This is a genomic window from Fictibacillus sp. EA-CB0309 (assembly GCF_055814265.1).
The window spans coordinates 524023-548616 of sequence record NZ_CP169271.1 but is presented as its reverse complement, the minus strand read 5'-3'; the positions used below and the strand labels follow the sequence as shown (position 1 = coordinate 548616).

Below are 24594 nucleotides of genomic sequence, written 5' to 3'. Positions count from 1 at the left end.
TGTGTCGATGTGCTTCTTCACATATGGGATCTTCACTATATAAATGTCTCCTTCTTATTTTTCTATAGAAATGTTCATAATCCTGTAAATTTTTTGCATGTGTGCGACAGAAAGTTAGCAGTATTATAGAGGAAAGGGGAGATTTAAAATGGATATATGGTGGATCGCTTATTTCTTGATTGTTGTGATCTCAATCGCCGGCTTAGTCGGTACGATTATGATCTCTAGAACGCAAGACGAAAAATACGGCAGCTCAACAAAACAAAACTTGGTTCGATTAACTGCCATCTATGCAGTTGTCATACTCATCTCCATTATTGCACTTGCTCTGTACATTTATCTTTAATAAAATGTCGGTATGCAAAGGATGTGAGCTCATTTGAAAATAGAAACCGAATTGCTATGGGCCAGTGAAAAGTACACGGTGATGGCAAAGGGCTATAACTTTTACAAAGAGGTTCAGGGTTTGATGAGAGATGCTCAATCTGACGCCGATTACAAAGAAATTATGATGATGATCGCCGACTTGAAGGATAAGCCTTTTGAACGGCGCGCTTTATGCAACACGCTTGAGCATGTTTGGGGTTATTTTAAGAAATCAGCGGATGAATCCGATAAAAAACACTTTATTGAGTTAGTGGAAACGTTAAGAGGATCAAATAATGATTATCTTGATGAAGTTCCATATGAGATCGATCTTTTTTTGCAGTATTTGCTGCAAAAATACCCTTCAGACTACTTATTACGTTCAACTTTTATTAAAAATTAAGGATGCTTCCGCAGATTATTGGGAGCATCCTTTGTTATAGGTTAAATAGGAGCAGTTTCGGTGAACAAAACTGTTCTCCACCTATACCTCAAGGGGTATTTCAAAAGATAATGCAAGAAAAAGCACATTAATCCCGCGACTTTATAACTTATTCCTGCGAGATTTACCATTAATCCGGCGAGTTTTTGCCATATATCGGCGAGTTTACAAATTTCGACAAACTCACCCAATCAAATACCCCCACCCCACAAAAAAGACATCCCGCTCAACGAAACGGAATGCCTTCCCTACAAAAAACCTATTAGATCGCCTCTACAGACAATCTCAATTGCTCTTCAAATTGTTCTGCGTGATCACGTTTTTGCTCTGCATCCCAGCTCAATTTATCTGCCATGCAGTTAATCACGCTGTCTTTCCACTTATAAACGGTATCGATATCAAAGTATAAAGCGGAAGTACGGCGGATCAAAAAGTCTGATGGAGTAGAAGCCATCTCATACTCTAACGCGTAAAGTAATGAAGCATATAGACTCTTCGGCAAATTATAGCTCTTCGCTTCTTCACCGCGTTCTTTCATGAATCCATAAACCATATCAATGTTCGTACCATAGCGCTGAACGAGCTCACGGGCTTTATTCTCTTCCAAGCCTAGAGCTAACCCTTCTTGCACTTTCGTACGCAGGAAATCCGCAAAGTTTTCGCTTCCACCCATCTTACCGCCGGATAGCTCCATATGCTGTGTACGGCAACTCGGGAACTTCGCGCCTTCTTCTTCTCCAAGCTGATCGCGAACAATATCTACTACTTTTTCAGCCATTTTACGGTAACCCGTAAGCTTACCGCCTGCGATCGTCAACAATCCTGATGGTGAGTGGAACACTTCATCTTTACGAGAAATTTCAGAAGGACCCTTTTTCGGTTCATGAATCAATGGACGTAATCCTGACCATGACGACTCTACATCATCGCGTGTAATTTTCACATCAGGGAACATGAAGCTAATGGTTTTCAGTACATACTCTAAATCTTCCTCTGTCATGCCAGGGTTTGCAAGGTCTCCCTTATAATCCGTATCTGTTGTACCAACATACGTTTTGCCTGCACGCGGAATGGCAAATACCATACGGCCATCTTCCGTGTCATAGTAAACCGCTTGCTTTAGCGGGAACTTTGATCCGTCAATTACAAGGTGGATTCCTTTTGTATGATGAATTTCTTTTCCTGTTTTAGAACGGTCTTCTTCGCGTAGTTCATCTACCCAAGGGCCAGTTGCGTTAACGATTTTCTTCGCATAAATTTCATGAACTTCACCTGTCAGCTGATCTTCTACTTTTACGCCGACTGCTCTTTTTCCGTTGTAGATAAAGCTAGTTACCTTCGCGTAGTTTACAGCTGATGCACCGCGCTCAACAGCTTCTTTCATAATTTCAAGCGTCAGACGAGCGTCATCTGTTTTGTACTCAACATAATAGCCTCCGCCAAGTAAGTCTTTCTTTTTCAAAAGAGGTTCACGGCGCAATGTCTCTTCTGCTGAAAACATCTTTCTGCGTTCTCTTCGTTTAACGCCAGCTAAGAAATCGTATACTTTTAAACCGATCGACGTAGAAAATTTGCCGAACGTACCGCCTTTATAAAACGGAAGAAGCATCCATTCTGGTGTCGTTACGTGTGGAGCGTTCTCGTACACGATTGCACGTTCTTTACCAACCTCAGCAACGAGCTTCACTTCAAACTGCTTTAAATAACGAAGACCGCCGTGAACGAGTTTTGTGGATCGGCTGGACGTTCCAGCAGCAAAGTCTTGCATCTCTACAAGGCCTACTTTCATTCCGCGCGTTTGCGCGTCTAAAAGGATCCCCGCTCCCGTTACTCCGCCTCCGATTACGAGCAAATCAAGCTTTTGATTTTTCATATCACCGATAATTGCTTCTCTATTATATGTTGAAAATGATGCTGTCATTTTCTCTTCACTCCTTCTGTACAGAACCGATGGACATCTTATAATACGGGTAATTTTCCCGGAAATGGCGGCTGCAACACGCGTTTTTCAACATTATCGTGTTTTAGCGCGCAAAAAAAGACCACAAGAACCTCGCATCTTCTGTACGAGGTTTTGTGGTCTCTCCTAATCTCCAACCGGTTCAATATCAACTTGGGTTTAGTATAACGCAGTTTTCAAGATTTTGAAAGGGTTATGCTTTCGGTTTATACGCAATCGTTGCTTCAACCGCTTTTTTCCAGCCGTCATAAAGCTCTTTACGCTCTTCTTCTTTCATGTTTACGTCAAAGTCTTTGTCCACTTTCCACTTATCTGCAATTTCTTGGCGATCTCCCCAGAAACCTACAGCAAGTCCTGCAAGATAAGCGGCTCCAAGCGCTGTCGTTTCATTGATTTCTGGACGCTCAACAGGAACATTTAGAATGTCGCTCTGGAACTGCATCAAGAAATTGTTCTTAACTGCTCCGCCATCTACACGCAGTTTCTTCAGTTCGATCCCAGAGTCTGCTTCCATCGCAGTTAGTACGTCTGCAGTTTGATAAGCTAGCGACTCGAGTGTCGCACGGATAAAATGTTCTTTTTCAGTACCGCGCGTCAGTCCGAAGATCGCACCACGTGCTTCTGAATCCCAGTAAGGTGTGCCGAGGCCAACAAATGCAGGGACAACATATACGCCATCTGTTGAAGCAACGCGCTCTGCATAAGCTTCACTGTCTGCTGCATCTTTTAACATACGAAGTCCGTCGCGCAGCCATTGAATCGCTGAACCCGCTACAAAAATACTTCCTTCTAGGGCGTATTCTACTTTCCCATCCACTCCCCATGCGATGGTCGTTAATAGTCCATGCTCTGATTTAACCGCTTTTTCACCTGTGTTCATTAGCATGAAGCAGCCCGTTCCGTACGTATTTTTGGCCATTCCTTTTTCAAAGCACGCTTGTCCGAAAAGCGCGGCCTGCTGATCACCCGCGATACCTGCGATCGGAATGTTTTTACCAAAAAAGTGATAATCGATTGTTTCGCCATATACTTCTGAAGACGACTTCACTTCTGGAAGCATCGATTTTGGAACCCCTAAAATTTCAAGCAGTTCGTCGTCCCATTTTAGATCGTATATGTTATACATGAGCGTGCGTGATGCGTTGGAATAATCGGTTACGTGAGCCTTGCCGCCTGTGAGCTTCCAAACGAGCCACGTATCGATCGTTCCGAATAAAAGGTCACCGTTTTCCGCTTTTCCTCTTGCTCCCTCAACGTTATCGAGGATCCATTTTACTTTTGTTCCAGAGAAGTAAGCGTCGATTAATAGTCCTGTTTTATCACGGAACTTGTCGTTCAATCCTTGATTCTTCAGCTCATCACAGATCTCTGCTGTTTGACGGGATTGCCAAACAATCGCGTTGTGAACTGGTTTTCCTGTGTTCTTGTCCCAAACAACCGTTGTCTCACGCTGATTCGTGATACCGATCGAAGCGATCTCACCTGGATCTGTATCTGTTTTTGAAAGAACTTCCGCCACAACCGCTAAGATGGTTCCCCAGATTTCTTGTGCATCATGTTCTACCCAGCCTGGCTTTGGAAAGTGCTGCTTGAATTCTTTTTGTGAGATTTCAACGACCTCTCCTGCTTTATTAAAAAGAATCGCTCTTGAGCTTGTTGTTCCTTGATCGAGTGCAATGATATATTTCTTTTCCATAAATAAACCCTCCCAAAAGTATGTTGTTTAGTTTTCTATTTCATCTCCGTGAGGCAGTGCATGTGTGCCTTTGCTTCCTAAGAAAAATGTGATTACGAAAATTGCCAGTGATACCGCTGTCCAGATCCAGAAAAGCGTTGTTACTTTTCCAGTAAAGACCGCCTGATAAAATAATGAACCGAAAACACCGCCAAGTACTGGTCCTACGATCGGAATCCAGGAATACGTCCAGTTGGATCCGCCTTTACCGGGTATCGGCAAGATAAAGTGTGCAATTCTTGGGCCAAGATCACGAGCTGGGTTGATCGCGTATCCTGTAGGTCCACCAAGGGATAATCCGATTGCCACGATTAGAAATCCAACGATCAAAGGATTTAAACCATCTGAAAATTTATTCGCTCCGATTGACAATAATCCTACTAGTAAAACCGCTGTTCCAATAAATTCTGATAAAAGATTCGAAAACGTGTGCGGAATTGCTGGGTCTGTTGAGAAGACGCCTAGCTTAACCGCTGGGTCATCTGTCGCTTTCCAGTGTGGCAGGAAGTGAAAATAAACAACCATCCCACCAAGCATTCCACCGAGTACTTGAGCAATGATATATGCTGGCACATCTGCCCAAGCAAATTCACCGATTGATGCGAGACCAAGTGTTACTGCCGGGTTAAGGTGTGCGCCGCTAAAACTTCCTACAGCGTAAACCGCCATTGCAACGGCTAGTCCCCAAGCAAGTGCAACAACGATCCATCCGCCCCCTTGAGCTTTCGATTTATTTAGGGAAACGTTTGCAACAACGCCACCGCCAAATATGATTAAAATCATGGTACCTATAAGTTCTGCCATGAATGTTGACATCGTAATTCCTCCTTTGTGCTTTGACAAGCGCTGTTAATGTGCGGAATTCGAACAAAAAAAGACCCAGCAAAAGATACCTATAGTTTTGCTATAAGTAACCCTTGTGGATCTCCATGTTCTCCGTCACGTTTATGAACTTGTCTCTATTATAGCAAGGATGTAAACGTTGTCAAACGTTATTTCACAAGAACATTATATCCACAATTCTGGGTTTGAAGTTGTTACTGCTTCTGCACCTGCTTTAAGAGCTTCTTTTACATTCATTTTTGTACGAATCAAACCACCTGCAATAACCGGTATACCTGCATGCTGGCTCACTTCTTTTATTATTTCCGGCATGATGCCTGGCAAAACCTCTAAATAGTCTGGTTGTGCACGTTCGATGACTTTGTAACTCGTTTCAAGGGCTAAAGAGTCCAATAAAAATAAACGCTGAACGGCAATCATGTTCTTCTTTTTGGCGCGAATGATGCAGTTGGAACGCGTGGAGATAATTCCTGCCGGTTTCATTTCCTGCGCTAAAAAATCAACCGCGTATTCATTTGCTTTTAAACCGTTGATAAGATCGAGGTGAACAAGCACCTTCTTGTTTCTTTCGTTTGCCATAGAGATCATAAATTTCAGCTGACTGATATGTGTATCCAAACAAACGATGTATGTATATTTGCTTTTCAGCAGCTTTTCAAAATCCTTCATCTTCCTAGCTGCCGGCAATACTTGTTGCCCATGAAAACTCATCGTGCACACTCCTCATCTTTCCTTATCATTCACCATTTTTTGTATTTTATTGCATTTTGGGAAATCCGCCTTTTTTTACATATTAAGTGATAATAACACATACAAGCTCTGCGGGACGAGCATTTAATAGTGTATAGCTTTTTGGGAAGCTATATTTTCCACACTTCCTTACATGAGGAGGTGATCTGATTGATAAAAAAGAGAAAAAACCTCTACTATCTCCTGTCGGCAGCTTTCTTAACCCATTTGGTGATGAAGTAGCTGAAGGAGAAGAGGTTATGGAAATGAACGCTATTCCTGATGAAAATGGTGACCAGCTGTGGTTACGAAGGGTACCTGGTGCTCCGCCGGCATTTGGAAGAAACTAAATAAAACGGATCAACGTGTCTTCAACCTCCTCCATTAGACCGTGATGTTGTTTTAGAGAGCCCCCTGATCTTGTTTTAGACAAGGCAGAGGGGTTTTCGGGTTTTTGGTTCTGTTTGTCCTAGCCGTAGTCTCTCACCTTGCACTCCAATCAACTTTTCAATGAGGAGGAGGTACAAAAAATAATAAAAAAGAACAAAAGCACAATCTTTTATTTAGGATCTAGCGAAAAAGCATTTATGTCTTTGGTTTTTTACTTAGGAGGAGTCGATTTTAGTCTACTTGAAGTTAAAATACGTATAGTTTCGGTTCCCGAAACTGGACTATGCCTATACCCACATAGGTATTTAACAAATTAATTCTGGAAATTTGTGCAATATTCCCGCGAGTTTCGGGGTTATTCCCACGAGTTTTAATGATAATCCGGCGAGTTTTTGCCATATATCGGCGAGTCGATAAATTCCGACATGTCTCGACCACACCTATACCCCCACCATACACAGACAACAGGCAGCTCATTCTTCAACCCCTACGTCACAGCTCTAAAACCCCGTAACCACAACAAAAAAGCCCCCCAACTCTCCAAAAGGAGAGCTGGAAGGCTTGAAAATTATCGCTTTGTTGCTACGTCGATACGGTTAATCGCACGTTTAAGTGCCAACTCCGCACGCGTTGCATCTAAGTTGTCTTGTTTGTTGCCTGCAAGACGCTTCTCGGCACGTTCTTTTGATGCACGTGCACGATCCACTTCGATTTGCCCAGCGATTTCAGCAGCTTCTGCTAAGATCGTGACTTTTTCAGGTCGCACTTCAATAAATCCACCGCTAACGGCCACATATTGTGTTTTCCCATCAACGTCGTGAACACGCACGGCGCTGATCGTTAAAGGAGCTACAAGAGGGATATGGCCTGGAAGAATTCCAAGCTCCCCACTTTTTGCTTTCGCGCTGACCATTTTCGCATTTCCTTCAAACACAGGACCATCAGGGGTTACTACGCTGACTTGAATGGTTTTCATCCAATCTTACCCCTTTCAGGCATTAGGCCAAAGTTTTTGCTTTTTCAATAGCATCCTCAATAGAGCCTACGAGATGGAACGCTGATTCCGGAAGATCATCGTATTTTCCTTCAAGGATTTCTTTGAATCCACGAACTGTTTCTTTAACAGGAACGTATGAACCTTTTTGTCCTGTAAATTGTTCTGCAACGTGGAAGTTTTGAGATAAGAAGAACTGGATACGACGCGCACGGTGTACAACTAGCTTATCGTCTTCAGAAAGCTCGTCCATACCTAGGATTGCGATGATATCTTGAAGTTCTTTATAACGCTGTAAAGTCGCCTGTACTTTACGAGCTACTTCGTAATGCTCTTCTCCAACGATCTCAGGAGAAAGTGCACGAGAAGTTGAAGCCAATGGATCTACCGCTGGATAGATACCCATAGCTGTTAGTTTACGCTCAAGGTTTGTTGTTGCATCTAAGTGAGCAAACGCTGTAGCTGGAGCCGGATCCGTATAGTCATCGGCAGGTACATAGATTGCTTGGATAGATGTTACAGAACCTTTTTTCGTAGATGTGATACGCTCTTGTAATTGACCCATCTCAGTTGCAAGAGTTGGCTGGTAACCTACCGCTGATGGCATACGGCCAAGAAGGGCAGATACTTCCGAACCTGCTTGCGTGAAACGGAAGATGTTATCTACGAAGAAAAGAACGTCTTGTCCTTGCTCGTCACGGAAGAATTCAGCCATTGTTAAACCGGAAAGAGCGATACGTGCACGTGCTCCAGGCGGCTCGTTCATTTGTCCGAATACCATTGCCGTTTTCTTGATAACACCAGAGTCACTCATCTCGTGGAAAAGGTCATTTCCTTCACGAGTACGCTCACCAACACCTGCGAATACGGAGATACCACCGTGTTCTTGTGCGATGTTGTTGATAAGCTCCTGGATAAGTACTGTTTTACCTACACCCGCACCACCGAAAAGACCGATTTTTCCACCTTTTACGTATGGAGCGATAAGGTCAACTACCTTGATCCCTGTTTCAAGGATCTCAGTTTTAGTTGTTAATTCTTCAAAAGAAGGTGCTGAACGGTGAATCGGGTCACGGCGAACATCTGCCGGTACTGCCTCACCAAGGTCAATGTGATCACCTGTTACGTTAAATACACGTCCAAGTGTTGCTTCACCTACTGGTACAGAGATCGGCTTACCTGAGTCAGCGATTTCCATTCCACGAACAAGACCATCCGTTGAATCCATTGCGATTGTACGAACCATGTTATCACCAAGGTGAAGTGCTACTTCTAGTGTTAAGTCAACACCCTCAGCGCTAACTGTTAAAGCGTTAAGCAATTCTGGAAGCTGGCCTTCGAACTTAACGTCAACGACCGGTCCAAGAATTTGAGTAATATAGCCTTTATTCATCGGTTTCCCTCCTATCTTACTTTGCACATTAGCTGCTAAAATCACTTTCTTAAAAAAGTCTATTCTAGAGCTGCTACACCGCCGACGATTTCCGTAATTTCCTGAGTGATGGCTGCTTGACGCTCACGGTTGTATGAGAGGTTCAATTGGCCGATCAGTTCATTAGCGTTATCCGTTGCATTTCTCATCGCAGTCATACGAGAAGCATGCTCGGCTGCTTTCGCATCAAGTAAAGCACCATAAATCAAGCTCTCTGCATATTGAGGAAGAAGCACTTCAAGGATCTCGTCCTCTGATGGTTCATACTCATAAGAAGATTTTGATTTTGTTGCAGCGATATCAGTTAACGGAAGAAGCTTCTTCTCCGTCAGATCGCTCTGAATGGCACTTACAAAATGGTTGTAATACATGTAAAGCTCATCAAATGTCCCGTCCGCATAAAGACCTACTGCCTTTGATGCGATCGCCTTGATTTCAGCAAAGGATGGCTGGTCTGCCACGCCTGTGATGCTGTCCAAGATAGACATCTTACGGCTTTTGAAAAAGTTCACACCGACTTTACCGATTACGATCAATGCGTACTCATCTGGTGACTTGTGACGCTCTTGAATCGTACGGTAAACGTGACGCAAAATATTTGAGTTATAAGCACCTGCCAATCCACGGTCAGCTGTAACGACGAAGTAACCCGTCTTTTTCACTGGTCGTGTTAAAAGCATAGAGTGTTTCGCGTTGCTTCCAGATGCAATGCTTCCAACCACTTCTTGGATCTTGTCCACGTAAGGGCCGAAAGATTTCGCATTTTGCTCAGCACGGTTTAGCTTTGCAGCTGAAACCATCTCCATCGCTTTTGTGATCTGCATCGTCTTTTTAGTGGAGTCTATACGTGCTTTAATATCTTTTAATGCCATTCATTTTCACCACCTTTTAGTGAAAGTTTTAAAACATAGGCAATCCACGTTTTAAAACAAACCTTTGTTGTAAGCTGGTTGCAGGGCACGGCTAACCGCCGTACCGCTGCTTTAAAGTCTATTTAAAATCTTACGCGAATGTCTTTTTGAATGCTTTGATCGCTTCGTCTAGGCTGTCGCCTTCAGGAAGTTTACCAGTCGTTTTGATCGCATCAAGAACGTCTTTAGAGTTTGCTTCCATGTGAGCGTAAAGCGCTTCTTCAAAGCGGTTTACATCTTCAACAGCTACATCATCAATGTAACCACGAGTCAATGCATAAAGGATCGCAACTTGGTGCTCAACTTTTAGTGGCTTGTGAAGTCCTTGTTTCAGTACTTCAACTGTACGTGCACCACGGTTTAGTTTTGCTTGAGTGGCTTTATCAAGGTCAGATCCGAACTGAGCGAATGCTTCTAGTTCACGGTATGAAGCAAGATCCAGACGAAGTGTACCGGATACTTTACTCATCGCTTTGATCTGAGCAGCTCCCCCTACACGAGAAACGGAGATACCTGCGTTGATCGCCGGACGAACACCGGAGAAGAACAAGTCAGATTGTAAGAAAATCTGTCCGTCTGTGATAGAGATAACGTTTGTTGGAATATAAGCAGATACGTCAGATGCTTGCGTTTCGATGAACGGAAGCGCTGTGATGGATCCGCCACCTAAGTCGTCATTCAACTTCGCTGCACGCTCTAATAGACGTGAGTGAAGGTAGAATACGTCCCCTGGATAAGCTTCACGGCCTGGAGGACGACGAAGTAGCAAGGAAAGCTCACGGTATGCAGCAGCTTGCTTAGAAAGATCATCATAAATGATCAATACGTGCTTGCCAGCCCACATGAACTCTTCAGCCATAGATACCCCAGCATAAGGAGCAAGGAACAACATTGGTGCAGGTTGAGAAGCAGATGCTGATACAACGATTGTGTAATCAAGCGCTCCGTGTGTACGAAGTGTTTCTACAACGCCCGCAACTGTTGATTCTTTTTGTCCGATCGCTACATAGATACAGATCATATCTTGATCCTTTTGGTTAAGGATCGTATCGATCGCTACAGCTGTTTTACCTGTTTGACGGTCACCGATGATAAGCTCACGTTGTCCGCGTCCGATTGGCACTAGTGCGTCAATCGCTTTAATACCCGTTTGAAGCGGCTCATGTACTGATTTACGAGCCATAACTCCTGGAGCTTTTTGCTCGATTGGGCGAGTCTTTGTAGTAGCAATTGGACCTTTGCCATCGATAGGCTGTCCAAGAGGGTTAACTACACGACCAAGAAGTTCTTCGCCTACAGGAACTTCCATGATGCGTCCTGTACGTTTTACTTCGTCACCTTCACGAATTTCTTGGTAAGGCCCAAGAATGATGATACCTACGTTGTTTTCTTCAAGGTTTTGGGCCATACCCATTACACCGTTAGAAAATTCAACTAGCTCACCAGCCATAACGTTATCTAATCCATGGGCACGGGCAATACCGTCACCGACCTGGATAACTGTACCCACATCATTAACTTCGATCTCAGATTGATAGTTTTCAATCTGTTTTTTTATTAAAGCACTGATTTCTTCAGCTTTAATGCTCATGAATTTCACCCTATCCTCTCAGCTTCCGTTAGAAGCTAATTGACGTTCCATTCGATTCAACTTTCCGCTGATGCTTCCGTCAAAAATACGGTTGCCAATGCGGATCTTAATTCCTCCAACAAGAGAAGAATCTACAATATTATTAATGCGCAACGCTCTTTTGCCGACTCGGGCAGCAAACGTTTGCTCCAACTTCTGTATCTCTGAGTCTGATAAAGGACGTACAGAGTATACATTTGCGTCGGCAATGCCTTGTGCCTCATTTGCTAATTCAATGAACTGCGCTGCCATCTCTGTGATGTATGTGTAACGGTTGCGGTCTACCATCAGATAAATCGTGTTCATTACAGCAGTAGAAAGGTCAGCTCCAACGCTCTCTTTGATCAATTCTTTCTTCTGATCTTTTGATACTTTTGGATGTGATAAAACTTTTTGAAGATCTTTGTTGATCTCCAGTACGTTTTTCACAAGGCGCAATTCTGAAACTGTATCTTCAAGTTTCGTAACACCAACTACTTCAAATAGTGCTAATGCATAACGTTTTGCTACGATTGCTTGATCTTTGCTCATCGAGACTCGCCTACCTCTTGAAGGTATTCGTTAATGAGCTTCTCCTGAGAGCTTTCATCAAGTTCTTTTGCAATAACTTTAGAAGCGATCTTAACGGATAGAGTAGCAACTTCTTGACGAAGTGTTGCAACTGCTTTTTCTTTCTCAGAAGCGATCTCAGCCAATGCAGCTTCTTTCACACGCTCAGCTTCGTCACGAGATGCTTTAATGATCGCTTCACCTTGTGCTTCGCCTTGCTTTTTCGCATTATCGATAATAGCTTTTGCTTCTTCTTTCGCTTTCTTTAACTCTTCAACTTGAGTCTCAAGATAGCTTTTAGCTTCTTGACGGGATTTTTCAGCCGCATCAATTTCGCTGTTGATATGTGATTGGCGCTCTTTCATGATTCCCATTAATGGGCCCCATGCGTATTTACGCAATAATACTAGTAGGATTAAAAATGCAGCCAGCTGGTAAAGAATATCACCTGTGTTCAGGCCTCCACCTGCAGCAGCACCTAGAATTAAGTTTTGCACACCATTTCCTCCCTTCAATCAATCATACATAAGGAATGGCGAAGGGTAGTCCCAATAAGGAAACTTGCTTCGCCATTATAGAAATCGTAATAAACAGTGGTTGTTATGCTTATTAAGAACCAAGCGCGATGAACGCGATAACAACACCGATGATTGGAAGTGCCTCAACTAACGCAACCCCGATGAACATTGTTGTTTGAAGAGTACCACGTAGTTCTGGTTGACGAGCGATCCCCTCAACTGTACGTCCTACGATTAAACCGTTACCAATACCAGCACCAAGTGCCGCTAGACCTACCGCGATTGCAGCTGCAATAAGATTCATGATAAAATTTCTCCCTTCTGAATTCCCTTAAAGTTTTTATGAAAATGGGCTCCTATTTATAGAAGCTTGATATTTCCTGAAGATTAGTGATCGTGACTTACTTTATGAGCCAAGTAAACCATTGTTAGCATTGTGAAGATAAATGCTTGGATTGCACCAACGAATACTGAGAAGCCTTGCCACACGATTAATGGGAAGATTCCTAGTACGCCAGCAAAAATACCCATCTTTGTTAAACCTACTAATAGACCTAAAAGCATCTCACCAGCGAAAATGTTTCCGTAAAGACGAAGACCTAGCGTTAAAGTGTTCGCAAACTCTTCAATAATCTTTAGTGGGAACAAGAACTTCATTGGCTTGAAGAATTCAGCTCCATATTCCTTGAACCCTTTCATTCTCACACCGTAGTAGTGTGAAAGCGCCACTACCATAACTGCTAGAGTCAATGTAATGGTCGGGTCTGCAGTAGGGATTTCCACCATAGATTATGGTCGACTACTACTGCAAAAGGTAATCCCAGCATGTTGGCAACGAAAATATACATGATTAATGTAAGTCCTAAAGCTAAAAAGCGTCCGCCCGTATGCCAATCCATTGTGCTGTTGATGATTCCTTTTACGAAATCGACTACCCATTCAAGGAAGTTTTGCATTCCTCCTGGTCGCATTGACAGGGTTCGAGTAGCGAGTACCGCAATAAGGAAAACAATAACGGATGAAACTGTGATCATTAGTACGTTTGACAGATTAAAAGTCAAACCTAGAAAATCAGCTGTAACTGCACCATGTTCCACCTATGTTCACCTCTTTTCCTTTGGAGTACGTGTAACTTGAGTTAGTGAATCTATTAACATGATAATGTAGACTGCCATCAATCCCACTACCACACTTAATAAATGAAAATGTTCCGGGTATTTCATCGCGATGAGCACCGCTAACCCTGCAAAGAGGAGTCTTGAAAGTGAACCGAGCGTTTTCACTCTTTTCTGCTGAATGACTGCTTGTCCCATTCGTTCGATCTTCGAGTACATGCTCCAAAGATTGTAGAGACTAAACACAGTTCCTAGAGCCAGTCCTAAAAAGATAGCTTTGTAAGGAGTGACAGCATAACCGACGAAAATAAGAGAGAGAAGATACAATGTGTACTTTATGTATTTGAAAAACACCGATTTGTACTCATTCATCATTGCCCGTCCCCTGAAAACTTCGATATTAAGCGGATCATCCCGTAAACACCTGTTCCAAGACCTAGAAACAACCCGATGATAAGGAAGATTGGAAATTCATTGCCGACTTTCTCGTCCAGCCATTTCCCTCCAAAAAGTCCAACCAAAATACAGCCAACAAGCTGAGAAAGAATGCCAGACATTAAAGCCATCGCTTTATAAGGGCGTTTCCCATTGCTCATATCGTATGGACTCCTTCCTTGTGGAAACCTGGTAATTTTTTCTTGAAAAACCTTGAAATAACAAGAATGTAAACCTTACCATATTCCCTTTGTAAGAATACAATAGTGACATTTCTATGTCAACGACTTCCGGGACGGTTTATTAAATAAATTGTGGAAATTTTGTGGCTTGTTTTAATGGTTTATTATTCACTTTGTTTACTATCTCTTCCTACTATTTCCATTATCCTGAATAATTAACTGCATTTGATAAATACTTACATTAATTATATGTGAAGGAGCATGTTCGACATGAAACAAAAATGGATCTTTTTCTTTGCGTTGATCGCTGTTTTGGTTGCTGGTGGATGCATGAACAATGATAAGAAGCCAACTGAAGAGTCTACAAATATGAGAAATAATGTGGAGAACGAACGTACGAAGCCATTAAATGTTCAATACAATGACCAGACCCCGACGGATATGGATTCGTCAATGACACAAAAAGATTACGCAAAATGGGGTAAGATCGCTTTGGCTGAGACGAGAAAAAGTATGCGAACAGCAAAGTGAGCGACTATCAGTACGATACACGACGCGTTAGTCCGGACGGCACGATTACAGATTTTTTTGATTTTACCGTGTACCAGGGTGATAAGGAGCGTTTAGTCAAAGTTGGCGTGATGCATGATGACAACAAGCTGATGGATATGAAGTTTGAGGAAATGAATTAGATAAACTTTCTGGGATGGCTGACGCTTGTCAGCCTTCTTTTTTGCGATTTCACGGTACGTGTTCTTTAATTTATTACACGTTCGCGCACAAGACCATGAGTTTCGCTCAGTTGAGTAGGGTTTTCGCTCAGTCTGGCCTCAGTTTCGCTCAGTTGAGTAGAGTTTTCACTCAGAATCACCGGAGTTTCGCTCACAGCGAAGATTTAAGCTCTGTTATTAACAAAAAAACTGGCCCGACAGAGGGTTTTTCACCCGCGATCGAGTCAGTTTCATCTTTTCATCTTATTTCATCTTATTTTGTTCCGAATAAACGGTCTCCAGCGTCGCCTAGACCTGGAACGATGTATCCGTGATCGTTCAATTTTTCATCAAGTGCTGCTAAGAAAATATCAACGTCAGGGTGCTCTTCTTGAATCACTTTAACACCTTCTGGAGCTGCCACTAAGCACATAAGCTTAATGTTTTTTGCGCCGCGCTTCTTAATCGATTCAATGGCTGCTGCTGCAGATCCGCCTGTAGCAAGCATTGGATCGATTACGATGAAATCACGCTCTTCCACATCAGAAGGAAGCTTCACGTAATATTCAATCGGTGTTAGTGTTTCAGGATCACGGTAAAGGCCAACATGTCCAACTTTTGCCGCTGGAATCAGTTTAAGGATTCCGTCTACCATTCCAAGTCCTGCACGAAGGATCGGTACTAGCCCTAATTTTTTCCCAGCGATTGTTTTCATTGTCGCTTCAGCAACCGGCGTTTTCACCGTTACTTCTTGCAATGGAAGATCACGTGTAATTTCAAAAGCCATAAGCCCCGCTACTTCATCAACAAGCTCGCGAAATTCTTTTGTACCCGTTCTCTCATCACGGATGTATGTTAGTTTATGCTGAATTAACGGATGATCAAGGACATATACATTGCTCATGTTTAAGCACCTCTCCTTATGTATCTTTTATTGTCGTTCAAAAAGCATCTCTAGCATTGTACAGAAAAAAGTCATGCACTTCAAGGAAAACTAGCGGCTAATAAGAAGGAATTTGAACTCCAAATTTTACATATAAACTCTTCTACTACTATTCCCTGAATTCAGAGGTGAAATCCTGAAAAACTTTCTATATGCTTGCTACCCTCGTGGGATGGTTGAGCCCTAATTAAAGTTTACTGTCCACTTTTCTGATTTTACTGTCCACTTCTGCAAAAATACTGTCCACTTAGTTCTCCCGCACAACAAAAAACACCCACATGAATGGATGCTTTTCATTAAATAAAACCTATGTTATTTTCATCCTTACTCACCCGTTTTCAACTCTGTATAAACAACCAATCTCTCTTCATGTGTGCCTTCTTCACGATTAAAGTTACCGGTACACGTGATTAAGTTCAGCTTGCTGCCATACGAATAGTCGAATATTTTATCGACAGGCGCATTTTTTCTGTCGTATTTTTCTTTTCCAGTTACTTCATACGTTAGTGTTTTGCCGTCTTTGTCTTTAACGATTACTACATCGCCTTTTTCAAGGTCTTCTAGTTTATAAAACACAGCCGGACCTGTCTTGCTGTCAACATGCCCTGCCATTACAGCGTTTCCTGGCGAACCGGGTTTCGCCCCGTCACCAAACCAGCCAACGGTATCCATTCCTTTAGGAACACCCATCTGACCATTTTTCAACGTACCGACTTTTTCAATGTCGGTGTTGATATCCAATGCTGGAATTTCTATCGTAGAAGGTGTAATTCCCTCTGTATCTGCCTTTAACTTTAATCCTTCAGGCGGTGTCAACTCAGTTGATGAGGACGCCACTTCTTCCTGCTGCTCTTGCTTTTTCACAGATTCGACAGGTTTATTAGAACTCTCACTTTTCCCTTTCTCTTCTGAATTCGAACAGCCGCTTGCGATCAGTCCAGCTAGCAATATACCTGCAAGTAATTTTTTCATAAAAACCTTCCTTTCCATCTCTAGTAGATAGAAAAGATGGAGGACAGATTCGTCCTCCATTCTTTACTCTTTTAGTTGTTTGTTGTTTTTTTGCGAAGAATCATAGCTGTTGTAGCAGAAGCTAGGATTAACCCGAACAAGCTCCAAAGTACAGCGTCATTTGCTGTTTGGCTCATGCCGCCCATACCTGTTTTAGGCATTTCGGATGGCTTTTGGCCAGCAAACTTCTCTGGGAATTGATCAACGATCGCACCAGACATCGCTTGTCCTACACCGAACATGTGAGCATATGCTTCAGAAATGTTCTTATATGCTGCAGGATAATCTTTTCCTGTGTAGCTGTTAAACGCTGCTAGTAATTGGTCGATGTGTACTTTTAAGCCTTCTTCTAAGTCAGCTGCTTTTAAACGTCCTTCAGTTGCCGTGTCTAGGAATTTAGCTTGTTCAGCACGGTACTTGTCCAGTTCAGCCATCGCTTGTTTCTTGCCTTCCTCATTGTTTTCAGCTGTTGCCGTTACATAATTCACGAAGTATCCGATGTGGCTGCTCCAAATTTCCTTAAATTGAGCTGCGCCTTCAGCACCGTATACAGATTCTACAGCTGCAGTGATGTCATCTGTGTTTTCATTAAGCTCTGCTGCTGCCGCTTCAAAATCTTTCGCACCATCGATTCCTTTTTGCATCGTTAATGCTGCTAATGCTGCGTGTGCTGAGAATACGCTGTTCAAGTCTGCGCGAAGATCAGCTGCTGGTGTATCGACTGATTTGTTTTCGAATTTGTCAGGGAACTGATCCGTAATCGCCCAAGATAAACCTTTACCTGTCATGAACATGTGGTGCATGGCTTCTGAAATGTTATCGTAAGCTTTGTCATAGTCACCTGTTCTGTAGCTTTCAAATGCCCAGACCAGTTGATCAACGTGAACTTTCAATCCTTCTTCAAGATCTTTCGCTTTTAATCTGCCTTCTGTTGCTTTATCCAGGAAATCCGCTTGCGTTACGCGGTATTTGTCCAATTCCGCAAGTGCTTGCTTTCTTCCTTCTTCGTTATTTTCCGCTGTTGCTGTTACATAATCTACGAAATAGCCGATGTGGCTGCTCCAGATTTCTTTAAACTGTGCTCCTGCTTCTTCACCATAAACAGATCCAACGGCTTTTGACAGTGCCTCTGTATTTTGGTTCAGCTGTCCAGCTGCTGCTTCAAAGTCTTCTTTTCCATCAATTCCTTTTTGCATGGCAACTACTGCCAAAAATGCATGTTCAGAAAGAAGAGTATCAAGTGAAGCACGAAGATCGATCGCCGGGTTTGTAACTTCTGCTGACATGTGACCTTTGCTGTGGCTTTCGTGGCCATGTGCATTTGCCACGCTGAATGTAGGGATTAATAGAGAAACACTTAACGGTACAGCTAAAAACGCTTTTTTCATTTTCATTTGGAATCTCTCCTTTTTTGTTTTTTACACTTAGCTAACGGAGAGAGTTTATATTTGGATCACTTTTTTTAAAAAAAGTTTTTGTTTTTTTGTCGAAGCATTAAAAAAGAACGCTGAAGTTCGATCTCTAAGATACTATCAAATGATCTTTCTATTTCAGATTCGGGAAATCCCAAATATTACAAGACACATAACCCTAGTCTTTATAATAGTGTGCTCGAATGGTATAGACGTGTAAATGATTAAACGGATTAAATATTTTCTGTATAGGAAGGATGTAAAAAAGTGAATACAAAAACGAATACCAAAGAATATTTCAATGAAATTCACTTTTTAAGAGCCTTTGCTTGTATCGGTGTACTTTTAGTTCATGTGTCTGCAACTTATTATGATGAAGCTGGCAATGTTTTTAATGGTTTCACTTATTTTTTTAACCAAGTTGGCCGATTTGGCACACCTACATTTGCTATTATCAGTGGTTTCTTGCTTTTCAACCAAGTAAATAAAGCCGGTTTTAATTTTAAAAAATTCTTAATGTCCCGTACCACAAAAATCATTTTGCCCTTTTTTATTTGGAGTATTTTCTATCAATTCATTACCGTTTTTATGAAAGATGAGCCTTTGCTCTGCTGACGCAAAACTTTTTCTATATAAATTTTTAATGGGTGGCTCTTATTACCATCTATACTTCATGGCAATCGTGGTTCAGTTTTATTTGTTGTTTCCTATTCTGCGTTTTATAAAAAACGGCATTGGCTGGTGGATCGGACTTCTCATTTCAGCTGCCATTAGTTCGTACTTTATAAGTGTCGAAGAGCTTCCTATGATCACGGGAATGCTAGAGAAATTAATGATGCATAAAGTCTTTGTTTTACATTGGATTTACTTCTTTATATTTGGAGGTTTCTTAGCTTATTATTGGAAACCAATCTCTAATTGGGCAAAAAAACATGTCTTACTTCTTGGATTACTTGTTGTGCCAATTTATATTGGGGCAGTAATTGAATACAAAATGATGGGATCAGTCTCTTCGATTCGAGTAACAAATCTGATCAACTTACCTTTATTAAGCCTTGCTACTATAGGACTGTACTCTTATTTAAGTAAAATAAGCTGGATTAAGAAATGGTTAGAATCTGTTGGTAAACTATCCATGGGGATTTATTTAGTACATCCTTTTACACTTATCGCACTTCAAAAAACACTGCCACCAAAATTTTGGGAAACAGAAATTATGCCGATTATGTTTATAGCCGTTCTAATTGTAACCATGTTGATCGTTAAGCTCATTCAACAACTTCCAAAGCATCAATATATCATTCCAGTTCCTTCTAAACGCAAAAATAAAACTCATTCAGAGTCAACACAAAGAAAACCAGTTTCTGCTTAGAAACTGGTTTTTTTATCTCTATTTTATTCGTATAACTTATATTTCCCTGCTAGCTTTTCAACGCGTGCTTCTGCATCTTTCAACGCCGTTTCGTCTTCGATGTTTTTCAGTACAGAAGCCATGATTGCTGCAATCTCGTCCATATCTTCTTCAACAAAGCCGCGTGATGTTACCGCTGCTGTTCCGATACGGATACCGCTCGTTACAAACGGGCTTTCTTTATCAAATGGAATCGTGTTCTTGTTCACAGTGATTCCAATATCATCTAATGCTTTTTCAGCCACTTTTCCTGTTAGCGCAAGCTCGCTCACGTTGATCAGGATCAAGTGATTGTCTGTGCCGTCAGAAACAAGTGTGATGCCTTCTTTTTTCAGAGAGTCTGCTAGACGCTTCGCATTTTTTACGATCTGCTCTGCATAGCTCTTGAACTCGTCTGTTAACACTTCACCGAAAGCAACCGCTTTTGCTGCGATCACGTGCATCAAAGGACCGCCTTGGATGCCCGGGAAGATAGATTTATCAATTTTTTCGCGAATTCTTCTTTACATAAAATCATTCCTCCGCGAGGACCGCGAAGTGTTTTGTGTGTTGTTGTCGTTACAAAATCTGCATAAGGAACTGGATTTTGGTGAAGGCCAGCCGCTACAAGTCCTGCGATGTGGGCCATATCCACCATAAGGTAAGCTTCAACTTCATCAGCGATCTCGCGGAATTTTGCAAAATCAATCGCACGCGGATACGCGCTCGCTCCCGCTACAATCAGCTTCGGACGGTGTTCAAGTGCTTTTTGACGAACATCTTCATAATCGATCACGTTCTTCTCTGCATCAACACCATATTCAACAAAGTTGTATTGAATTCCTGAGAAGTTTACGGCACTTCCGTGTGTTAAGTGACCGCCATGAGAAAGGTTCATTCCAAGTACAGTGTCACCTTGCTCTAGAATCGTAAAGTAGACAGCCATGTTTGCTTGTGCACCTGAGTGAGGTTGAACGTTAGCATGTTCCGCTCCAAAAATTTTCTTCGCGCGGTCTCTTGCTAAATTCTCAACAACATCCACGTGTTCACATCCGCCATAATAGCGTTTAGACGGGTAGCCTTCAGCGTATTTATTCGTTAGAACGGAGCCTTGAGCTTCCATTACGGCTTGGCTTACAAAGTTTTCAGAAGCAATCAATTCGATTTTCGTACGCTGGCGGTGCAATTCATCCATAATGGATTGGTAGACTTCTTGATCAGCTGTTTTCAAATGGTTCAATTTCGCTTCCCCTTACCTTATGTGAAAAATTATTATGATTGTAACATACCCCTCTATCTTACACGTTAATGCTTTGACTTGTAAGAGGAAATGCACAAGTGTGAAAATTCATTTTATTTAATAGGAATGAACATGGTATGATGATACATAATAGAGATAGAGTTATATATAAGGGGTGTTTTTTAGCATGATGAAAAAGTGGTTTGGAGCGAGTCTCCTTGTTTTAGTACTAGCATTAGCTGGCTGCAGCGAAGAAAAAGCAAAGCCTGAAGCAAAAGAAAAAACAGAGAAAAGAGCAAATGAAGACCAAAACACGAATGATGATCTAGCTGGTCAACAAGCTGAAATCATTAAAAATATGGAGAAAAACGCGGTTGCGTTAGATCCAAAAGCGCTTGAATCAGATCCTAAAGTGTATGAAGAAAAAATTGTTAAAGCCACTGGAACTGTAAGTGCTTATGAAGAAAAAGGGATGGGCGGCAGCTTTGAGATGAAAGTTGGCGACAAAACGTTTAAAGTAATGAACTTTACAATGGATAGCAGTTTTAAAGAAGGTTCAGAAATCACGGTTTATGGAAACGTGAAAAATGGCAAGGACGCTAAGTCAGGACTTCCGTTAATCAATGCTACATATATCAACTAAAGCCGAGAGCGGATTATTCTCCGCTCTCTTTTTTATGTTTATTTTGAAAATCATGCAACGCTTTATACTGTGACTGCATCACATTTGATAGGGATTGATAGAGGTTAAACAATTCTTGATAGATCTGCTGATGGGCCTTATTCGGCATGATTTTTTCGTACTGTTTCGTTTCAGAAGGCACCTCTTGTAATGTCTCTGTTTCCCCAATCGCATATCTTCCTAATAAAACCGCACCAAGACAGGAACTTTCCGTATGTTCAGGAATACTCACTTCGGTTTGAAAAACGTCCGCTAAAATCTGTTTCCATAGAGGTGAGTTCGTAAAACCGCCTGTTGCGAAAATCTTAACATCTTTACCCGCAACGTGATCTTTAATCAGGGCATAGACACTGTAAAGGTTTAGGATCGTTCCTTCTAGCACCGACCGCACCATATGATTCCGAGTATGACGCAGCGTGAGACCGATAAAAGACGCCTTTGCTTGAGCATCCCATAATGGTGCTCGTTCACCGGTTAGATAAGGTAGAAAAAGAAGTCCCTCTGCTCCTGGCTGAATGTCTTCCGCATCCTTCGAGAGCTGTTCATATGCACTTTCTCCGTCTTTTTGCAGAATGTCATGAATCCATTGATAGGCAATCCCGCCGTTGTTTACGGGACCGCCGGAAACCCAAAGATTTTCAGTTAGCGGATAGCAGAACGTTCGGCCTTCTGTATCTAGTACAGGTGAAGTTGAAGTGGTTCTGATTGCTCCGCTTGTCCCGATTGTTACCGCTACATCTCCTGGTGAGATCGCCCCAACTCCGAGATTCGATAACGGGCCATCTGTTGCTCCGAGTACTACTTTTACCGAGGGATCGAGACCTGTTTTTTGTGCAAGGACTTCAGAGAGTTTGTCCCAATAATATGTAGTCGGCTGGATAATTGGCAGCTCCTCTGATGTGATGTCCGCCAACCTCAGTGCTTCTTCATCCCATGTTCTAGTATTCATGTTCCAAAGACCCATCGCCGCCGCTGATGCATAATCCGTTACCCACTCACCAAACCAGCGATATAGTATGTATTCTTTTATTCCCACAAACTTTTCTGCTTTCTGAAAAATTTCAGGGAATTCGTTTTTTAGCCACTGCAATTTAAAAAATGGTGTCATGGGATGCAATGGAACACCTGTCCGTTTATAAAAATTAGTAGCACCTTCACTCGACTTAAAAGAAGCTGCATACGGTTCACTGCGCGTATCAGCCCAAATGATGCTGTTTGTTAGGTGATTTCCTTCATGATCTATGGCAATCAATGAATGCATCGCTGTACTAAACGAAATAATGCCGATTCGTTCAGCAAGGTCCCCGCTTTTTCGTACCGTTTCTCTTAAGCAATAAACAACCGCTTCATAAATTTCATTCGGATTTTGTTCCGCTGCTCCCGGCTCTTCAGATAGCAGCTGATAACTTTTTGCATGATGAGCAATAGCCCCACCTTTTTCATCAAAAAGGACGACCTTTGTGCTCGTTGTTCCTATATCAATGCCGATCGCATAATTTCTCAAAACAACCTCTCCTTTCACGTTCAAAAAGGAAGCAGCATTAGTATGCCCTTCCCGATCAATCACAATGATTCTGCATAGTCCTACTCATCATACTATTCAGTGCACTAAGAATCACTTAATATAGATGTAAAAGGAACGCTTCTTTCGTTATGGAAGCGGGATAAAGGGGATGCAGATCATGACAACTTTTACTATTCGTCCAGTCGTTTTAAAGGATGTAGAGCAGTTAAAGGGATTAATGCTTCGTTATATCGTTGACTTTTATAATGGAAAAACACCTGAGGGAACAAAACTACAGGATCATATTAAACACTTGTTGGATTCGGATGAAGCAGGAACGCAATTTGTCGCGGAAACCGAGGATGGCCGATTAGCTGCATTCGCGACACTTTACTTTTCATTCAGCACGACGCGTGTGCAAAAAATCGCGATTTTGAACGATCTATTTGTAGATTCTGAGTTTCGTGGCGCAGGATTAGGAGAAAAGTTGTTTCTGTATGTGCTTGAATATACGAAAAGTGAAGGCTATGCGTACATGTCGTGGCAAACCGCCATCGATAATACGTCTGCACAAGCTCTTTATAAGAAAATGGGTGGGAAAAATATCAATTCAGAGTGGATTCACTACGAGATCGAACATAATTAGGGAGCTTGGCGGGTGCCAAGCTTTTTTTCGGTCTCAAAAAAGGATAAACTAGCAATATTCCCGTGAGATTTGGGATTATTCCCGCGAGTTTCCATATTATTCCTGCTAGATTTACTATTATTCCCGCGAGTTTTTGCTATATATCCGCGAGTCCAGAACTCAACAAAATTCGCGCGCCGCACATACACAATGCACCCAGCTACCCTCACAAAAACAAAAAGCCCTCACCAAGAGGGCTTTCCACTTACTAAAAACACCGTATGTCTTCCTTGCTTGGATACACTGCGCGTTCGCCGCCTATCAGTTTCGGACGTGTTTTCGCTAACGTTACATGCGCAGCGCCAACTTTCTTTACTTCACTGCGAACGGGCACGGCAACATGCTTTAGGTGCATCCCGATAAAGGTGTCACCGATGTCGATGCCTGCGTCGGCTTTTATATATTCAACGATCACGGGTTCGTTCATGTGGTGGAAGGCATGTGTTGCCAATGCACCGCCGGCAGATCGCGCCGGAACGACCCGGACTTCTTCATAACCTCGTTTTTCTGCTTCTTCACGCTCCATAACAAGCGCACGATTCAAGTGCTCACAGCACTGCACGGCAAGTGCAACTCCTGTTTCCTCTTGAAACGCTACGATACCTCGGTAAAGTGCACCCGCTGTATCCATCGTGCCTGATGTGCCAATTCGTTCACCAATTACTTCGCTTGTGCTTGCGCCTACTACTAATAATTGAGACGGTCTTAATTGTGCATGCTTTTGCAGATCTTGCAAAACATTCAGGACTTGGTCTTGAATTTGTTGGAGCTCATCGCTCATTAGAT

At 42.3% G+C, this 24594-nt stretch carries 26 protein-coding genes and 2 pseudogenes; 8 read left to right on the top strand and 20 right to left on the bottom strand.

All coding sequences use genetic code 11. The features are described 5' to 3' along the window. The first annotated feature begins 148 nt into the window (after positions 1-148). Entirely contained in the window at positions 149-346 is a 198-nt protein-coding gene (locus ACEWFH_RS03175) for a hypothetical protein (protein ID WP_473726070.1), read from the top strand. Positions 347-379: 33 nt separating this feature from the next. Next, complete coding sequence (locus ACEWFH_RS03170) at positions 380-769, top strand: DUF1722 domain-containing protein (protein ID WP_473726069.1); 390 nt, start codon at positions 380-382, stop codon at positions 767-769. 301 nt (positions 770-1070) lie between these two features. Here ACEWFH_RS03170 and ACEWFH_RS03165 read toward each other — a convergent pair whose 3' ends face one another. From ACEWFH_RS03165 to ACEWFH_RS03100, 14 genes and pseudogenes are all read right to left on the bottom strand, one after another. Next, complete coding sequence (locus tag ACEWFH_RS03165) at positions 1071-2729, bottom strand: glycerol-3-phosphate dehydrogenase/oxidase (protein WP_473726068.1); 1659 nt, start codon at positions 2727-2729, stop codon at positions 1071-1073. 232 nt (positions 2730-2961) lie between these two features. Beyond that, entirely contained in the window at positions 2962-4464 is a 1503-nt protein-coding gene (gene glpK / locus ACEWFH_RS03160; protein WP_473726067.1) for a glycerol kinase GlpK, read from the bottom strand. A 27-nt stretch (positions 4465-4491) separates the two neighbouring features. After that, positions 4492-5319, bottom strand: coding sequence for an MIP/aquaporin family protein (locus tag ACEWFH_RS03155; RefSeq protein ID WP_473726066.1), 828 nt, complete (start codon positions 5317-5319; stop codon positions 4492-4494). Between the two features lie 192 nt (positions 5320-5511). Next, positions 5512-6057 carry a glycerol-3-phosphate responsive antiterminator gene (locus ACEWFH_RS03150; protein WP_473726065.1) on the bottom strand — a complete coding sequence of 182 codons (546 nt, stop codon included), beginning with the start codon at positions 6055-6057 and terminating at the stop codon, positions 5512-5514. Positions 6058-7033: 976 nt separating this feature from the next. Then, positions 7034-7441 carry a F0F1 ATP synthase subunit epsilon gene (locus ACEWFH_RS03145; RefSeq protein WP_473726064.1) on the bottom strand — a complete coding sequence of 136 codons (408 nt, stop codon included), beginning with the start codon at positions 7439-7441 and terminating at the stop codon, positions 7034-7036. 22 nt (positions 7442-7463) lie between these two features. Beyond that, the gene (atpD, locus tag ACEWFH_RS03140; RefSeq protein WP_066398935.1) at positions 7464-8852 is read right to left on the bottom strand and encodes a F0F1 ATP synthase subunit beta; all 1389 of its coding nucleotides are present in this window, start codon (positions 8850-8852) and stop codon (positions 7464-7466) included. Positions 8853-8911: 59 nt separating this feature from the next. Beyond that, positions 8912-9763 (bottom strand): ATP synthase F1 subunit gamma, encoded by an 852-nt coding sequence (gene atpG / locus ACEWFH_RS03135; RefSeq protein ID WP_289494063.1) that lies wholly within the window; start codon positions 9761-9763, stop codon positions 8912-8914. 130 nt (positions 9764-9893) lie between these two features. Next, entirely contained in the window at positions 9894-11393 is a 1500-nt protein-coding gene (atpA, locus tag ACEWFH_RS03130) for a F0F1 ATP synthase subunit alpha (RefSeq protein WP_473726063.1), read from the bottom strand. An 18-nt stretch (positions 11394-11411) separates the two neighbouring features. Next, the gene (locus ACEWFH_RS03125; RefSeq protein ID WP_473726062.1) at positions 11412-11963 is read right to left on the bottom strand and encodes a F0F1 ATP synthase subunit delta; all 552 of its coding nucleotides are present in this window, start codon (positions 11961-11963) and stop codon (positions 11412-11414) included. Beyond that, complete coding sequence (gene atpF, locus ACEWFH_RS03120) at positions 11960-12478, bottom strand: F0F1 ATP synthase subunit B (protein ID WP_473726061.1); 519 nt, start codon at positions 12476-12478, stop codon at positions 11960-11962. The genes ACEWFH_RS03125 and atpF overlap by 4 nt, the downstream gene beginning before the upstream one ends. A gap of 112 nt (positions 12479-12590) precedes the next feature. Then, a complete protein-coding gene (gene atpE / locus ACEWFH_RS03115; protein ID WP_066244772.1) occupies positions 12591-12803 on the bottom strand; it encodes a F0F1 ATP synthase subunit C in 213 nt (70 codons plus the stop codon). Between the two features lie 83 nt (positions 12804-12886). After that, positions 12887-13596 (bottom strand): annotated as a pseudogene (atpB, locus tag ACEWFH_RS03110) (F0F1 ATP synthase subunit A). Between the two features lie 6 nt (positions 13597-13602). Next, on the bottom strand, positions 13603-13989 hold the full coding sequence (locus ACEWFH_RS03105; protein WP_473726060.1) for an ATP synthase subunit I: 387 nt from the start codon (positions 13987-13989) through the stop codon (positions 13603-13605). After that, on the bottom strand, positions 13986-14210 hold the full coding sequence (locus ACEWFH_RS03100) for an AtpZ/AtpI family protein (protein WP_066244770.1): 225 nt from the start codon (positions 14208-14210) through the stop codon (positions 13986-13988). Before ACEWFH_RS03100 ends, ACEWFH_RS03105 begins: the two co-directional genes overlap by 4 nt. 291 nt (positions 14211-14501) lie before the next feature. Here ACEWFH_RS03100 and ACEWFH_RS03095 point away from each other — a divergent pair, with 291 nt between their 5' ends. Together ACEWFH_RS03095 and ACEWFH_RS03090 are read left to right on the top strand one after the other, a co-directional pair. Continuing rightward, the gene (locus ACEWFH_RS03095) at positions 14502-14762 is read left to right on the top strand and encodes a hypothetical protein (protein ID WP_473726059.1); all 261 of its coding nucleotides are present in this window, start codon (positions 14502-14504) and stop codon (positions 14760-14762) included. After that, on the top strand, positions 14759-14923 hold the full coding sequence (locus ACEWFH_RS03090) for a hypothetical protein (RefSeq protein WP_473726058.1): 165 nt from the start codon (positions 14759-14761) through the stop codon (positions 14921-14923). Before ACEWFH_RS03095 ends, ACEWFH_RS03090 begins: the two co-directional genes overlap by 4 nt. A 292-nt stretch (positions 14924-15215) precedes the next feature. Here ACEWFH_RS03090 and upp read toward each other — a convergent pair whose 3' ends face one another. From upp to ACEWFH_RS03075, 3 genes are all read right to left on the bottom strand, one after another. Continuing rightward, positions 15216-15845, bottom strand: a complete 630-nt coding sequence (gene upp, locus ACEWFH_RS03085) for a uracil phosphoribosyltransferase (RefSeq protein WP_066244766.1) — start codon at positions 15843-15845, stop codon at positions 15216-15218. A gap of 363 nt (positions 15846-16208) precedes the next feature. Then, positions 16209-16856 (bottom strand): class F sortase, encoded by a 648-nt coding sequence (locus tag ACEWFH_RS03080; protein ID WP_473726057.1) that lies wholly within the window; start codon positions 16854-16856, stop codon positions 16209-16211. Between the two features lie 71 nt (positions 16857-16927). After that, the gene (locus ACEWFH_RS03075) at positions 16928-18289 is read right to left on the bottom strand and encodes a copper amine oxidase (RefSeq protein WP_473726056.1); all 1362 of its coding nucleotides are present in this window, start codon (positions 18287-18289) and stop codon (positions 16928-16930) included. A 285-nt stretch (positions 18290-18574) separates the two neighbouring features. Between ACEWFH_RS03075 and ACEWFH_RS03070 the strand changes: the two genes are divergently transcribed. Continuing rightward, positions 18575-18922, top strand: a complete 348-nt coding sequence (locus ACEWFH_RS03070) for an acyltransferase family protein (RefSeq protein ID WP_473726055.1) — start codon at positions 18575-18577, stop codon at positions 18920-18922. Next, positions 18903-19679, top strand: coding sequence for an acyltransferase family protein (locus ACEWFH_RS03065; protein WP_473726054.1), 777 nt, complete (start codon positions 18903-18905; stop codon positions 19677-19679). Before ACEWFH_RS03070 ends, ACEWFH_RS03065 begins: the two co-directional genes overlap by 20 nt. A gap of 23 nt (positions 19680-19702) precedes the next feature. Here ACEWFH_RS03065 and ACEWFH_RS03060 read toward each other — a convergent pair. Further along, positions 19703-20892: pseudogene (locus ACEWFH_RS03060) on the bottom strand (serine hydroxymethyltransferase). A gap of 232 nt (positions 20893-21124) precedes the next feature. On the opposite strand from ACEWFH_RS03060, the gene ACEWFH_RS03055 reads away from it, so the two are divergent. Continuing rightward, on the top strand, positions 21125-21580 hold the full coding sequence (locus ACEWFH_RS03055) for a hypothetical protein (protein ID WP_473726053.1): 456 nt from the start codon (positions 21125-21127) through the stop codon (positions 21578-21580). Between the two features lie 13 nt (positions 21581-21593). Here ACEWFH_RS03055 and ACEWFH_RS03050 read toward each other — a convergent pair whose 3' ends face one another. After that, entirely contained in the window at positions 21594-23123 is a 1530-nt protein-coding gene (locus ACEWFH_RS03050) for a gluconokinase (RefSeq protein WP_473726052.1), read from the bottom strand. A 178-nt stretch (positions 23124-23301) separates the two neighbouring features. On the opposite strand from ACEWFH_RS03050, the gene ACEWFH_RS03045 reads away from it, so the two are divergent. Beyond that, positions 23302-23769: a GNAT family N-acetyltransferase gene (locus tag ACEWFH_RS03045; RefSeq protein WP_473726051.1), complete on the top strand. Its 468-nt coding sequence runs from the start codon at positions 23302-23304 to the stop codon at positions 23767-23769. A gap of 247 nt (positions 23770-24016) precedes the next feature. On the opposite strand, the gene ACEWFH_RS03040 is transcribed toward ACEWFH_RS03045, so the two are convergent. After that, the gene (locus ACEWFH_RS03040) at positions 24017-24589 is read right to left on the bottom strand and encodes a TIGR01440 family protein (protein WP_473726050.1); all 573 of its coding nucleotides are present in this window, start codon (positions 24587-24589) and stop codon (positions 24017-24019) included. Positions 24590-24594 lie beyond the last annotated feature (5 nt).